The organism is uncultured Desulfobulbus sp. (assembly GCF_963662935.2).
Classification (GTDB): Bacteria; Desulfobacterota; Desulfobulbia; order Desulfobulbales; family Desulfobulbaceae; genus Desulfobulbus.
Genome location: NZ_CAXXTL010000003.1, coordinates 1 through 12995 on the forward strand (window position 1 = coordinate 1; position 12995 = coordinate 12995).

A 12995-nucleotide genomic window follows, 5' to 3' on the forward strand; every position below is an offset into this window, starting at 1 on the left:
GATTCCCGAGGGGTATCGCGGGCTGCACGGTTACAACGAGTCGACCTGCCTGCTCTGCAAAAGCTGCGCGGCGGCTTGCCCGGTGGATTGCTTCAACATTGAGTCGGTCGGCAAGGGCAAGGATTCGCTGGTCACGCGCTTCGACATCGACTATAGCAAGTGCCTCTTCTGCGCGTTGTGCGTGGCCGCCTGCCCGACGAATTGCATCTGGATGACCCAGAAATACGATCTGGCAAGCACCTCACGCGAGGCGTGCGTCCTTCATTTCGCGCGGACGAAGAGCGGCGATGAGATTGAAGCCCACAAGGCGCTGCTGGCGCGCAAAGAGGCCGAGAAAAAAGCCAAGCTGGAAGCCGCGAAAAAAGAGCCCAAGCCGGAGACGACGGAACAGAAACCGGCGCCGGGACCGTTGAACCCGAGGAGGTCAAGTGATGGGTGGATGGATGCATTTCTTTCACCGCTCCAGTTTGATCCTGCTCTTTTTTACGGTTGCCGCCTGCTGGCCCGTGCTAAAGGCCAACGTGGTGGATACCTGGAGGTCCCCGGCCAGGATGATCAGCCTCCACGCAGAGGACGCTGATGACGACCCCTATGACATCTACGACCTGGATGAGAATCAGGACGGGTCGGGCGACGGGGCGGTTTATGACAATGATGGCGATGATGACAAGGACGATGATGACGAGAGCGACTATGATGGATAAGACTGAACGCAGACCGCTTCAGCATGCCAACAGGTTAATTTAAAGAGGATCGTATTGGAAACCATGCAGGGCGCCCAGCTTTGTTTCTGGCTCATCACGGTGATGGTGCTTGTTTCGGGTTTTGTCGCGGCCTTCGCGCGCAACATCGTGCAGGCGGCCTATTCGCTTTTCTTTACCCTCATCGGCATGGCCGGCTATTACGTCCTGCTGGGCTCCGATTTTCTGGCCATCACGCAGGTGATCATTTATGTCGGCGGCATCCTGGTGCTGCTGATGTTCGGCGTGCTGCTGACCAACCGGCCGCTTGAGCGGGCGCAGAAGGGGACGCTGAAGCTTTACCTGGCCGGCGGCCTGGCCGGCGCGGGGCTGCTCGTTCTCGTGCTCTTCCAGATCATCATGACCACCCCGTGGAAGATGGCTGCCGGTCCGCTGGCGGAGCCGCAGTCGAACCTGAGGCCGCTCGGTATCAAGCTCATGACCCAATATTTACTACCGTTTGAACTGGCCGGTCTGACGCTGCTGCTCTGCCTGATCGGCGCGGCCTACCTGGTGCGGCGGAGGGAGAGATGAACCTGGCGATGTTTGACAACCTTACTTTTTCGGGCGGTTCGCCCGTGGGCCTGCAGGTCTACCTGCTGGTCTCGGCGCTGCTCTTTGTCTTTGGCCTGATCGCCTGCATGGCGCGGCGCAACGCCATCGGCATCCTGATCGGGATCGAACTGATCCTGAATGCGGCGATTCTGAATTTCATGGTTTTCTGGCGCTTCGGCGGCAGCCCGGTGACGGGCGAGGGCGCTTTTGCCGGGCCGTTCTTTGGGATTTTTGTCATTATCCTGGCCGCCTGCGAGGCCGCCGTGGCCCTGGCCATCCTGCTCAGCCTTTACTTTAACTTTGGCACGGTGGAAGTCGACTCGATCCGGCAGATGAAGAGGTGATCAAGATTGGGTGAACGCACGCTCGTCTTTAGACTCCACGCCGTCCAACGGATGTTTGAGTGAAACATTGCGAAAGGTGATATTCGACTTATTCTGGAAACAGGAAAGATCATTGTGGACTATCCCGATGATCGGCCTTATCCAAGCCGTTTGATTTTAGGATTTGTGGGCGAGCGCCCGATTCATGTCGTCTCGGCCGACATTGATGAGGATAATACGACTGTGGTCATTACGGCCTATAAGCCAGATCCTAACTTGTGGGAGCCTGGTTTTGAGAGGAGAAAGAAAGCATGAAATGCGTCATCTGCAAACAGGGTGAAACTCGACCGGGCTTTACCCATGTCATGCTTGAGCGCGGTGAATCCACGATCATTTTCAAATCGGTGCCGGCCCAGATTTGTGAAAACTGTGGGGAGGCTTATGTCTCGGAAGAGGTTACCGACCGGATCCTCTCCTTGGCGGGAGCGGCCTGTCAATCGGGCGTACAAACCGAGATTCGCTATTTTGCCGAGGCAGTGTGAACGAACCGATAACGGAGACCCGTACGAAAGATTAACGGAAACCCGAATATTTCAAGCAGGCGCGACAATATAAGTCAACATCATGATCTCTCAGCTGGCAATCCTCATCTTCCTCGTTCCCCTGGCCGCTTTTGTGGTCATGGCGCTGCTGCACAAACGCCTGCCGCGCCACGGCGATTGGCTGGCCACCGGCGCCATCGGCCTGAGCCTGCTGGCCTCGCTGGCGATCTTCGCCTCGATCTGGCGCGCGGCTTTCGGCGGTTCCCCGGCTACGCTGGTGGTGAATCAGGTCTTCGACTGGCTGCCGATGAAGGCGGGACTGGGCCTCCAGGGCGGCTTCATGGTCGATCGCTTGACGGCCGTCATGCTGGTCGTCGTCACGCTGGTCAGCTTCCTGGTCCACCTGTTTTCCTCAAAATACATGGCGGAGGATATCCGTTACGGGCGCTATTACTGCGGCCTGCTGCTCTTCACGGCCTCGATGCTTGCGCTGGTGTTGGCCAACAACCTGCTCTACCTTTACATGGCCTGGGAGATGGTGGGCCTCTCGTCCTACCTGCTGATTGGTCACTGGTATGAGAAGAAGTCGGCCTCGAACGCGGCGATCAAGGCCTTCATCACCACGCGTGTGGGCGACGTCGGCATGTTCATCGGCATCATGATCTGCTACTTCAAGGTCGGCTCGCTGCAGTATGCCGACCTGTTCGCGGCGGTCAAGACCGGCCTGTTGGCGGGCAACTGGCAGACCATCGCCGGGCTGGGGATTTTCCTGGGCGCGATGGGCAAGAGCGCGCAGTTCCCGTTGCACGTCTGGCTGCCCGACGCCATGGAAGGCCCCACCCCCGTCAGCGCCCTGATCCATGCGGCCACGATGGTCGCCGCCGGCGTTTACCTGACCGGCCGCCTGCTGCCCATGTTCGACGAGCGCACCCTGCTCTTCATCGCCTACACGGGTGGCATCACGGCCCTGTTCGCCGCGACGATTGCGCTGGTGCAGGACGACATCAAAAAAGTGCTGGCCTACTCCACCGTCAGCCAGTTGGGATACATGATCATGGCCCTGGGGGTGGGCGGGTACGTTTCGGGTCTGTTCCACCTGACCACCCACGCTTTCTTCAAGGCCGGGCTGTTCCTGGGTTCGGGCGCGGTGATCCACGCCATGCACCACGAGCAGTCGATGAGCAAATACGGCGGCTTGTGGAAGAAGATGCCCAAGACGGCGTTCTTTTATCTGCTGGCGACGCTGGCGCTGTGCGGCGTGCCGCCGTTTGCGGGCTTCTGGAGCAAGGACAAAATCCTGGGCGACACGCTGGCCTTCTCGTTGATCCACAAGGGCCACTGGTTCCTGCCCGTCGCCGGGTTCGCGACCGCCTTCATGACCGCCTTCTACATGTTCCGGCAATACTTCCTGACCTTCACCGGCAAGCCGCGCGACCACCACGCATACGAACACGCGCACGACGGCCCCTGGCAGATGCTCGTGCCGCTGGCCATCCTGGGCGCCCTGTCGGTGGTCGGGGGCGGCTTCGGCAGCCACTTCGACTGGTTCAAGACGATCAACCCGCAGCGCAGTGGCATCGAGCAGGTCAGGCAGTTCTCCGAGCTTGGATATAACGACCCCTTAATACACCAGGCACTCGGCGCCGAACCGGCCGCGCATGAGCCTGCCGGCGAGGGCGAGGGTGAACACGAGAATCCGGTCGTGCTCAAGGCGCACTCCACGGCGATGAGCCTATCGATCGTGGTGGCCCTTTCGGGGATCCTGCTCGGCTGGTTGATGTATTTCGAGCGCAAGGACGGCTCCACGCGCATTTCCGCCGCGAAAGTCGCCACGACGTTCAAACCGATCCACACGCTGCTCTGGAACAAGTATTATTTCGACGAGTTCTACAACCTGCTGTTCGTCATGTCCACCTGCGCGTTGGGGCGTTTCATGGCGGCTTTTGACCGGCTGGTCATCGACAGCGTGGTCAATTTCGTCGGCCTGTTCGGCAAGGTTGCGGCGTTCGTGACCGACATGGCCGACCGGCTGATCGTGGATGACTGGTTCGTGATGGGCTCGGCGCGCGGGGCCTCGCTGGCCGGTGAACAGCTCTCGCGCACCGAGACCGGCCGAGTGCGCCAGTACCTGCTTTTTACGGTCGTGGGATTGGTGGTGGTTGCAGTGGTTTGTATTTATGTATTTTAGTGACTGATTGGGAATGGTTTCATGGAGCGGCTGACGGTTTCGATTACGATGACGATGACGAGCACGAGCACGAAAAATTACGAGAAGGCCTGAGCGATGGACAAGATTTTGCTGACCCTCATCACTTTTATCCCCCTGGTTGGGGCGGCTCTGATGCTGATGACGCCTTCGAGCCAACAGCGGCTGATCCGCACGCTCGCGGTCCTCTCGACCGGCGTTGTCTTTGGCCTGACCCTTTACCTGTGGTGGATCTTTGATCCCGCGGCGATCAAGTCGGGGGCGGGCAACGCGGGCTATGACGTGCGCACCTGGACCGAAATCGCCTGGATCCAGCCTTACCATATCTACTTCCGGCTGGGTGTGGATGGCCTCTCGACACTGCTCATCGTGATGACCGGTTTTCTTTCATTCCTGGCCACCTTCGTCGCTTTCCCGATCAAGAAGCAGGTCAAGGGCTTCTTCGTGCTCTACATGCTGCTGGTCACGGGCATGATGGGCGTCTTCATGGCGCTGGACTTCTTTCTCTTTTACGTGTTCTGGGAAGTCATGCTGCTGCCGATGTATTTCCTGATTGGCATCTGGGGCGGGCCGCGCAAGGAATACGCGGCAATCAAGTTCTTCATTTATACCTTGTTGGGTTCGGTCCTGATCCTGCTTGTCATGCTGGCCTATTACTTCAAGATGACCTCGCTGGGGCTGGGTGAGTATGCCTTCAACATTCCCGAGCTCGTCGCGCGACGTCCGTTCCATGTGCCGGGCGGCGCGACGACCTTCCAGCACCTTTTGTTCTGGGGCCTGTTCATCGGCTTTGCGATCAAGGTTCCGATCTTCCCCTTCCATACCTGGCTGCCTGACGCGCACGTGGAGGCCCCGACGGCGATCTCGGTCATCCTGGCCGGCGTACTGCTGAAGATGGGCGGTTACGGCATCCTGCGCTTCAATTACCCGCTCCTGCCCGAGGTCGGCGCGGCGCCGGCGGTGATGTATTTCCTGGCGCTGCTGGGCGTGGTCAATATCATTTATGGCGCGTTTTGCGCGCTGGGCCAGACCGATTTTAAACGCATGGTGGCCTACTCCTCGGTCAGCCACATGGGCTACGTCCTGCTCGGCATCGCCGTGCTCAAGTCCGAGGCGGTCAACGGCGCCATCTTCCAGATGTTCGCCCACGGCATTTCCTCGGCGATGATGTTCACCCTGGTCGGCGTGCTCTACGAGCGGGCGCACCATCGCGAGATCGCGCGTTTCGGCGGCATCGCCGTCCAGATGCCGGTCTATTTCAGCCTGGCGGTGATCGGCTTCTTCGCCTCGCTCGGGTTGCCGACGATGATCGGCTTTATCGGCGAAGTGATGGTCTTCCTCGGCGCCTTTGCCTACAACCCCTGGATTACCGCCTTTGCCACACTCGGCATGCTGCTGACGGCGGCTTACATTCTCTGGACGATGCAGCGGGTCTACCTGGGCCCGGCCAAGCCCCAACATGATAAATTCAGCGACTGTGGCCCATGGGAGATGATCTCGCTGGTGCCGATGGCGGCGGCCGCGATCCTGTTCGGCGTGCTGCCGTCGATTGCCCTTAAAATTTTCAGCACCTCCACCGAGGTCTTCATGAAACTTTTCCAAAACCTGAGCTAAGCGGCGGACCCATGACCCATCACGAGCTATTGCGCCATTGTCTAGGCATCCTTCCCGAGCTGATCCTCGCGCTGACGATTTGCGTGGTGATCCTGGTGGACATGTTCACGCCCCTTTCGCGCAGCCGCCAGGTTTGCGGTTCGCTGGCGCTGCTGGGAACCTTCTGGGCGCTGGCGGTTCTGCTGACGGGCTTCGGCTGGTCAGCCGTCGAACAAGGCCCGGCGGCGACCGGGGGGACCACGCCTTTGTTCTATGGGATGATCGTGCGCGACGGGCTGGCCTCATTCTTCAAGCTTATCTTCCTGCTCGGGGCGGCGGCCACGTTTCTCTTCTCGTTGCGCAGCGTCGAGACGGCGGGCTATCGCCAGGGGGAATACTTCGCCCTGCTCCTGGGTGCGGTCCTGGGGGCCTGTTTCCTGGCCGGCTCGAACAACTTCATCATGATGGTCCTGTCGCTGGAGACCCTCTCGATGTGCTCGTATGTGCTGGCGGGGTTTCTCAAGAACCAGCGCCATTCGGCCGAGGCCGGACTCAAGTACATGCTCTATGGCGCGGTCTTTTCGGGCGTCATGCTCTTCGGCATCAGTTACCTTTACGGGATGAGCGGGACGGTGAACATCGAGGGCTGCATGCGCGCGCTGGCGTTGCCGGCGGTCCCGGCGGCCCGCGCCGCCTTCGTCCTGGCGCTGCTGCTGGTGCTGGCGGGGCTAGGTTTCAAGATGGCGATGGTGCCCTTCCATTTCTGGTGCCCGGACGTTTACCAGGGCTCGCCGACGCCGGTGACGGCTTTCCTGTCGGTGGTCTCCAAGGCCGCCGGCTTCTCGGCGCTATTGCGGCTGATGCTGCCGTTTTTCACTATTTCGCCGCTGGCCGGGTTTAACTTCGCGGCCTTCTCGGCGGAGGCCCACCTGCCGCTGCTGTTCGGAGTGCTGGCGGCGGTGACGATGACCTTCGGCAACCTGGTGGCCCTGCGCCAGACCGACGTCAAGCGCCTGCTGGCCTACTCTTCGATTGCGCACGCCGGCTATATCCTGATGGGCATGAGCGTCTTCGGACGCGAGTCACTCCAGGCGATGCTCTTTTACTTCTTCATCTACCTGTTCATGAACCTGGGGGCCTTCTGGGTGGTGATCGTGCTGATCAACCGGCTGGGCGGGGCGGAGATCGATCGCTTCCGCGGGGCGCGCTACAAGGCCCCGTTCCTCTTCTGGGTCATGTTCATCTTCCTGATCTCGCTGACCGGCCTGCCGCCGACGGCGGGCTTCGTGGCCAAGCTGATGATCTTCAAGGTGGTGATCGGCGCGGGCATCACGGCCATGCAGGGGGGGGCGCTTACGGCGACCTCCTGGGGCTACCTGGCGCTGGCGCTGATCGGCGTGCTGAACAGTGCCGTCTCGCTGGCTTATTACATGAAAATCGCGCGGGTGATGGCCTTCGAGGTGCCGACCGACGAGGTGCCGCTCAAGGTCGAGCTGCTGGACGGGGTTTATGCGCTGCTGTTCGCCGTGCCGACGGTGGCCCTGCTCTACTTCGCGCCGGTGCTCAAACTGCTGGAAGGGATATAGGAGGACAACTGTTGTTCGACCCCTTCGGGGCCGAGATGTTTTGGGACGGTTCCCCCGGGTTACGCTTCGCTTCACCCGGGGCTATTCAAATTAAACCCCGTTGGGGATTGGCGCTGCGGGCGGGAACCTTAGCACTACTTTGGCAGAAGTGCGAGAAGATGGCTAAAGCCAGGTCGAGAAGCCCGGCTGAAAGCCGGCTTTTTGGGGTTTTTCGACACATCCCCCCACCGGCTGAAGCCGGGGGCAAGGAGGAGCCCGCTGAAGCGGGCTAAAAAAGGCCAGTAATCAGGCCTCCGCCAAAAGATGCCAAAGTAGTGTTAGAATCCCGAACGAAATGAAATCCAAATGATCTCAGGTCTCAGATTCTCTTTCTTACTCTGCGTCCGCTCCGCGTTCTCCGCGGTAAAATTGAAACGCAGTGGACGCAGAGCAGGCAGAGAAAACGCAGAGCGGCATTTTGTCAGGCATTCTTAGCCCGAGCAAACCCGTCAGTTGGACAAAACTACAAAGAGACGGTCTTACCGAGGATAATGGCTTCATGAGAGACAACAAACAAGATCCGGTCCCCCGGAATGTTTATGACGCGCTGAACGTGGCCTTTTCCCACAAGTATCACTCGATGGCGCAATACATCCTGGAGGCCGGGCCTTACGTCCGGCCGGAGGATGGCGCGGGGATGCGGGAGATTGAGTTGATTGCGGCCGAGGACAAGGCTTTGGCCGACCACTTGGCGGATGTGATTGAGCGGTTGGAAGGGATCCCGCAGGTCGGGCTCTTCAACCCCGATGTGGCCAATCTGAATTATCTGTCCCTGGAATACCTGCTGGGCGTCCTGATCCGCTCACTGGAGGATCAACTGGCGCAGTATGAGGCCAGCCTCCCGCAGGTCCAGTCGGTGCCGCTGGCCAGCCAAACCCTGGAGGCGTTGTGCGCGGCGACACGGGGCCGCCTGGAGCGGTTGCGCGCGTTGGCCAAGTAGGCATCTATCTTCCTGTCATCCGCGGCGCCGCTTCCGGCGGAAGCGGCCTACTAATAATTCGACTGCATGGTCATGGTAAAATTCCCGCCGACGACGGAGACGGGGCCAGTGCTGTAGTTGAGGCCATTTTTCAATTCGTAATTATACCAGATGTCGGGCGTGCCTCCGCCGGTGTAACCCCGCTCGACGACGATACTGCCATAGACTCCGGCATTGCCACCCAGGGAGGCCGTGCCCGCCACATAAAGAACTCCCTCGGCGAAAATCTTGTCCAGTGCACTGGTTGCGCCGTCGGGATCCTTGCCCGTCACCGAGGGTGGGCTGCCACATCCATTGGCGTCCAGGTTGGCCCCGATCCAAAAGACTCCTTTCAGGCCCAGGCCGGTGCCCGCGGCGCTGATCGTGGCCAGATTCGAACCGTCGGCAGCCGGGGGCTGGCCATTGACCGTGTCGATAAAGGCCAGGTTATAGGGGGCGGCGTCGCGGTTCGCCACGCCAAACTCGGTCAGGAGATTCACCATGTGCGCGGCATCCTTGATCCCCCCTTTATAGATGTTGCCGGAGGCATCCGTGCCGTAATAGCGCCCCAACTTGATTGCCTGATTTTTGAAGGTCTGATAATCGAACACCGGCCATGTAAGCGTCTGGTGCTGGTAAAAGACATTGGCGTAAGTGCCGCTGGCCGGGGCCAGGCCGGGCTGAACACGGGTCAAATCATCCAGGTCCTTACCGACACCCAACTTCCAGGTGCTTGGGAAGGAGATTGTTCCCTCGGTTCGATACTTTGCCCAAGGATCGCTGGAGAGATAGCCATACTGGCTTTTATTATCGACGGAAAATGTCTGTTTGGACCAGGCCTCGCCCCAGTGGATCCTGGCGTTGCCTGTCATCCCGGCCGAGCCGTGACTGAGGAGCGCCGCATCGAGTACGATGGACGCCGTGCCGGAGATGGAGGGGTTTTCCTGGAAGGTCGCGACGACATGGCGCCGGATCGTGGTGTTGGCGCACTGGCCCGTGGCAATCACCCTGAACCGCATCGGCGAGGCCGCCGTATCGGCCGCACTGAGCGGCCGGACCTGGAGTGTGTAAAGTTGGCTGACGTCAAAATTATGATCGGATCTTAACAGGCCCGTGGTCTGCATGCTTGCAAACGTGTCGGCCGTGATGTTGAATCCCCCGGCGTTCAGCGAGGCCCGCAGTGTGGGAAAGGTCGTGGCGCCGGTCCCTTTGAGAAACATGGCCGGATTCGGGGTATACTGCGCGGCGGTGTCGTCGTCAAGTCCCCAGTATTTGATTAACTGGGGGCCGCACTGGGCGGCGTAATAGGCCCGGGCGAGATCACGGCGGCGTTTGTTCAGGCGCGCCTGATCCAGCACGGTGCGCGACATCATGATGGCGGACAACGCGGCCAGCATGATCAGGAAGAGGGTCACGGCCAGGGTCGAGCCGCGAGAATCCCTTATTTGAGGCAGAAGATTTCGCCTGTTAAGCATGGCCGTTCCTCCCTTGTAGGCCGCTTTCGCCGGAAGCGGGTTGAGAAGCGATGTTGAAGCGGTGATGTTTAAGAAGGTCCGGGCCGGCGGACCGGACCTTTTGGAAAAAATCATCGATTGCGCAAATAAACGCTGGTGATCCCGTCCTGGATATCCACGTCGCCATAGGTCATGTTGGACGAACTCTTCACCAGGAGTTGAACGATCTTGACCGCGCTCGTGTTCTCACCCGGCAGCACCTCCACTTCGGTGCCGGTATTATCCACACTCATTAATTTAAAGGTCAGATCGATCGGACCTTTAACGATGGCCCTGGCCGCCACCCCATCGGTGGTCAGTTGGTCGTAATAGAGCGTTTTCTGGGACGTGACAAAGTAATACCTGCTGCTGCCGGTGAGGTTTGGGTCCCGGAAGGTGATGGTCCGATTGCTGTCGTTGATGACGCACGAGCCGATCTGGGCGCTGGCGAGTTTGTAACGGATCTGGTCCAGCGCGGCCATGCGGGAACTGCGCGTACGGGTGGTGCCATAGACTTCGCTGATGGTCTTCGCGCTGATTAGTTGCAGACTGGAGACAGCGATCAAAATTAGTGAGGAGATCCCCACGCTAATCACCATTTCGGTAAGAGTAAATCCCCCACGCCCACGACCGGGTCGGGGGTTGAGCAGAATCGAAAAGGTCCGGGGCCATTGTCGCAATTTACCACTCCTTCCCGCGCCTAGGCGCCGGGCGAGACGTAAGTCATGGCGGATTCCCGCATGGTTTTGCCGGATAACCGACCGCGCGGCGTCCAGGAAAGGGTTACCTCGATGATCACCAACTTGGCGGTCTGCGGATTGCTCAACTGGACGCCATTGAGATCGCGCACGGTCACTTCCAGCGTTCCCTGGGTGTCGTCGGCCGGGTTATCGGGTGTTCCATTATCCCAGACGATGGTGACCGAACTGGAATTGGCCAGGCTCGCCAGGTTGGTTTGGACGTCCTCAATGGTCTTGCAGACGATCTGCGAGGCGCGGGCTCTCTCCTGCTCCAGGCTGTTCTCCACACGAATGAACATCAGCATGGAAAGCGTGGCGAGCATACTGATCGCAAGAATCGCCACCGAGAATAAGACCTCCACCAGCGTAAATGCGGCGCCGTTGTGTCGGAGAAGTCCAAACGGCATCCGCCTTGGCCTTATCTGCAATCGGGGAGCGGCGGGATCGTGGTGTGATTTGTTATTCATACTTGAATCGCGACAATCCGAGTCATCCAAAAGAGATGAGGGACCCATGCTGGGTTCGTCAGGGCGTACGCTTGCCCTCTATCCGTCATTCTTCGGCAGGGTTGAGCACTTTCATTACACTCATATTCCGAGTGTCATACTATTTATCCCTCCTGGCCCCATCTCGGGCACCGCTGTTTGGCTCGTAAAGAGTTGAGACGGGAGGGGGCATCACACTGAGATAACACTTGATGCCCAAACGCCTGGAACGGAAAATTCACCGTAAGGGAAGGCTCATTCTCAAGACCCTGCCGGCGATCCCGTTCCCTTTTTTGCGTGCAATTGAACGGACAAACATCTATTATGGCAAAAATCCGAGTGGCTTATTTTGGCACACGGAGCGATCGACATTTAGATCCAACGATAATCCTTTCAAAAGGAAGACTCTCTTATGGTGCCTCGCACACGACTTTTCACCTCCGAATCGGTTTCCGAGGGGCATCCCGATAAGGTTTGCGATCATATCTCCGACGCCATTCTGGATGCCCTGCTGGCCCAGGACCCGGATTCGCGCGTGGCTTGTGAATCGCTTGTGACCACCGATTTGATCGTTGTTTCGGGTGAGATCACCAGCAAGGCGGTGATCGATTACCAGGAGGTCGTCCGCGGCGCAATCGAGCAGATCGGTTACAACAGCGAGGAAATGGGATTCAGCGCGCGCGGCGCCAAGTACTTTCAGTCCATTCACAGCCAGTCGCCCGACATCGCCATGGGCGTCGATGAGAATAGCGATAAGGAGCAGGGCGCGGGCGACCAGGGAATGATGTTCGGTTATGCCTGCAACGAGACTCCCGAACTGATGCCAATGCCGATCCTGCTGGCCCACCGGCTGGTCAAGCGCCAGAGCGAAGTGCGCCGCGCTGGACCGATCAAGTGGCTGCGCCCCGATGCCAAGAGCCAGGTCACGGTCGAGTATGACGAGAATTCCAAGGTTTCCCGGATCCACACCGTGGTCCTCTCCACCCAGCACGACCCACTCTTTGGCGGCATGAACCCGACCAAAGAGGATTTACGGCGCGAGCATGAGCAGATCTGCAAGGAAGTCCTGGAGCACATCATTATGCCGGTTCTCCCGGCCGAGATGGTCGACGACAAACTTATCGTTCACGTGAATCCGACCGGCAGGTTCGTCGTCGGCGGCCCTCATGGCGACACCGGCCTGACCGGGCGCAAGATCATCGTCGATACTTACGGCGGCATGGGTCGCCACGGCGGCGGCGCCTTCAGCGGCAAGGACCCCTCCAAGGTGGACCGTTCGGCAGCCTACATGTGCCGCTGGATCGCCAAGAACATCGTCGCCGGCGGCGCGGCCGACCGCTGCGAAGTTCAACTCAGCTATGCCATTGGCGTCGCCCAGCCGCTGTCGATCAACGTCAACACCTTCGGCACGGGCAAGGTGAGCGACGAGGCGCTGATCGAAGCCATCCGCGCCACCTTTGACATGACCCCCCGCGGCATCGTGAGCAGCCTCAAGCTCAAGCGCCCGATCTATCAGAAGACGGCCGGCTATGGTCATTTCGGCCGCGAGGACGAGGGCTTCACGTGGGAAGAGACTCCCCACAAGAACGTCTTCGCGCTATTGGCGGGCAAGAAACAACCCGCGCTGGCGGGCGCGTGAAATAGCTTGAGCGGACCAGGCGCCAAGACATTGAAATAGTAAAGAAAAGAAAATGAGGGGCGGCTGAATCGTTCGGCCGCCCCTTCTGCTTTTATG

At 59.4% G+C, this 12995-nt stretch carries 14 protein-coding genes; 11 read left to right on the forward strand and 3 right to left on the reverse strand.

Going from position 1 to position 12995, the window contains the following annotated elements; genetic code table 11:
* From ACHZCX_RS18755 to ACHZCX_RS18800, 10 genes are all read left to right on the forward strand, one after another.
* On the forward strand, positions 1–580 hold a 580-nt coding region (locus tag ACHZCX_RS18755; RefSeq protein WP_319588753.1), incomplete at its 5' end, for a 4Fe-4S binding protein.
* Complete coding sequence (locus ACHZCX_RS18760) at positions 552–704, forward strand: hypothetical protein (RefSeq protein ID WP_319588754.1); 153 nt, start codon at positions 552–554, stop codon at positions 702–704. The genes ACHZCX_RS18755 and ACHZCX_RS18760, both read left to right, overlap by 29 nt.
* A gap of 63 nt (positions 705–767) precedes the next feature.
* Positions 768–1274 carry an NADH-quinone oxidoreductase subunit J gene (locus ACHZCX_RS18765; RefSeq protein ID WP_319589248.1) on the forward strand — a complete coding sequence of 169 codons (507 nt, stop codon included), beginning with the start codon at positions 768–770 and terminating at the stop codon, positions 1272–1274.
* Positions 1271–1639 carry an NADH-quinone oxidoreductase subunit NuoK gene (nuoK, locus tag ACHZCX_RS18770; protein ID WP_319588755.1) on the forward strand — a complete coding sequence of 123 codons (369 nt, stop codon included), beginning with the start codon at positions 1271–1273 and terminating at the stop codon, positions 1637–1639. The genes ACHZCX_RS18765 and nuoK overlap by 4 nt, the downstream gene beginning before the upstream one ends.
* Before the next feature lie 66 nt (positions 1640–1705).
* Entirely contained in the window at positions 1706–1933 is a 228-nt protein-coding gene (locus ACHZCX_RS18775; RefSeq protein WP_319589249.1) for a DUF4258 domain-containing protein, read from the forward strand.
* Positions 1930–2160, forward strand: a complete 231-nt coding sequence (locus tag ACHZCX_RS18780) for a type II toxin-antitoxin system MqsA family antitoxin (protein ID WP_319588756.1) — start codon at positions 1930–1932, stop codon at positions 2158–2160. Before ACHZCX_RS18775 ends, ACHZCX_RS18780 begins: the two co-directional genes overlap by 4 nt.
* 82 nt (positions 2161–2242) lie before the next feature.
* Positions 2243–4348: an NADH-quinone oxidoreductase subunit L gene (gene nuoL, locus ACHZCX_RS18785; protein ID WP_319588757.1), complete on the forward strand. Its 2106-nt coding sequence runs from the start codon at positions 2243–2245 to the stop codon at positions 4346–4348.
* A gap of 96 nt (positions 4349–4444) precedes the next feature.
* A complete protein-coding gene (locus ACHZCX_RS18790) occupies positions 4445–5980 on the forward strand; it encodes an NADH-quinone oxidoreductase subunit M (RefSeq protein ID WP_319588758.1) in 1536 nt (511 codons plus the stop codon).
* An 11-nt stretch (positions 5981–5991) separates the two neighbouring features.
* Positions 5992–7545, forward strand: a complete 1554-nt coding sequence (locus tag ACHZCX_RS18795) for an NADH-quinone oxidoreductase subunit N (RefSeq protein ID WP_319588759.1) — start codon at positions 5992–5994, stop codon at positions 7543–7545.
* 538 nt (positions 7546–8083) lie between these two features.
* Positions 8084–8524 carry a hypothetical protein gene (locus ACHZCX_RS18800; protein WP_319588760.1) on the forward strand — a complete coding sequence of 147 codons (441 nt, stop codon included), beginning with the start codon at positions 8084–8086 and terminating at the stop codon, positions 8522–8524.
* 50 nt (positions 8525–8574) lie between these two features.
* Here ACHZCX_RS18800 and ACHZCX_RS18805 read toward each other — a convergent pair whose 3' ends face one another.
* The 3 genes from ACHZCX_RS18805 to ACHZCX_RS18815 all read right to left on the reverse strand — a co-directional run bounded on the left by ACHZCX_RS18805 (position 8575) and on the right by ACHZCX_RS18815 (position 11242).
* Positions 8575–10017, reverse strand: a complete 1443-nt coding sequence (locus tag ACHZCX_RS18805; RefSeq protein WP_319588761.1) for a hypothetical protein — start codon at positions 10015–10017, stop codon at positions 8575–8577.
* A gap of 110 nt (positions 10018–10127) precedes the next feature.
* Positions 10128–10715, reverse strand: a complete 588-nt coding sequence (locus tag ACHZCX_RS18810) for a prepilin-type N-terminal cleavage/methylation domain-containing protein (RefSeq protein ID WP_319588762.1) — start codon at positions 10713–10715, stop codon at positions 10128–10130.
* A gap of 20 nt (positions 10716–10735) precedes the next feature.
* Positions 10736–11242: a type II secretion system protein gene (locus tag ACHZCX_RS18815; RefSeq protein WP_319588763.1), complete on the reverse strand. Its 507-nt coding sequence runs from the start codon at positions 11240–11242 to the stop codon at positions 10736–10738.
* A gap of 433 nt (positions 11243–11675) precedes the next feature.
* Here ACHZCX_RS18815 and metK point away from each other — a divergent pair, with 433 nt between their 5' ends.
* A complete protein-coding gene (gene metK, locus ACHZCX_RS18820) occupies positions 11676–12899 on the forward strand; it encodes a methionine adenosyltransferase (protein ID WP_319589250.1) in 1224 nt (407 codons plus the stop codon).
* The last annotated feature ends 96 nt before the right edge of the window (positions 12900–12995 follow it).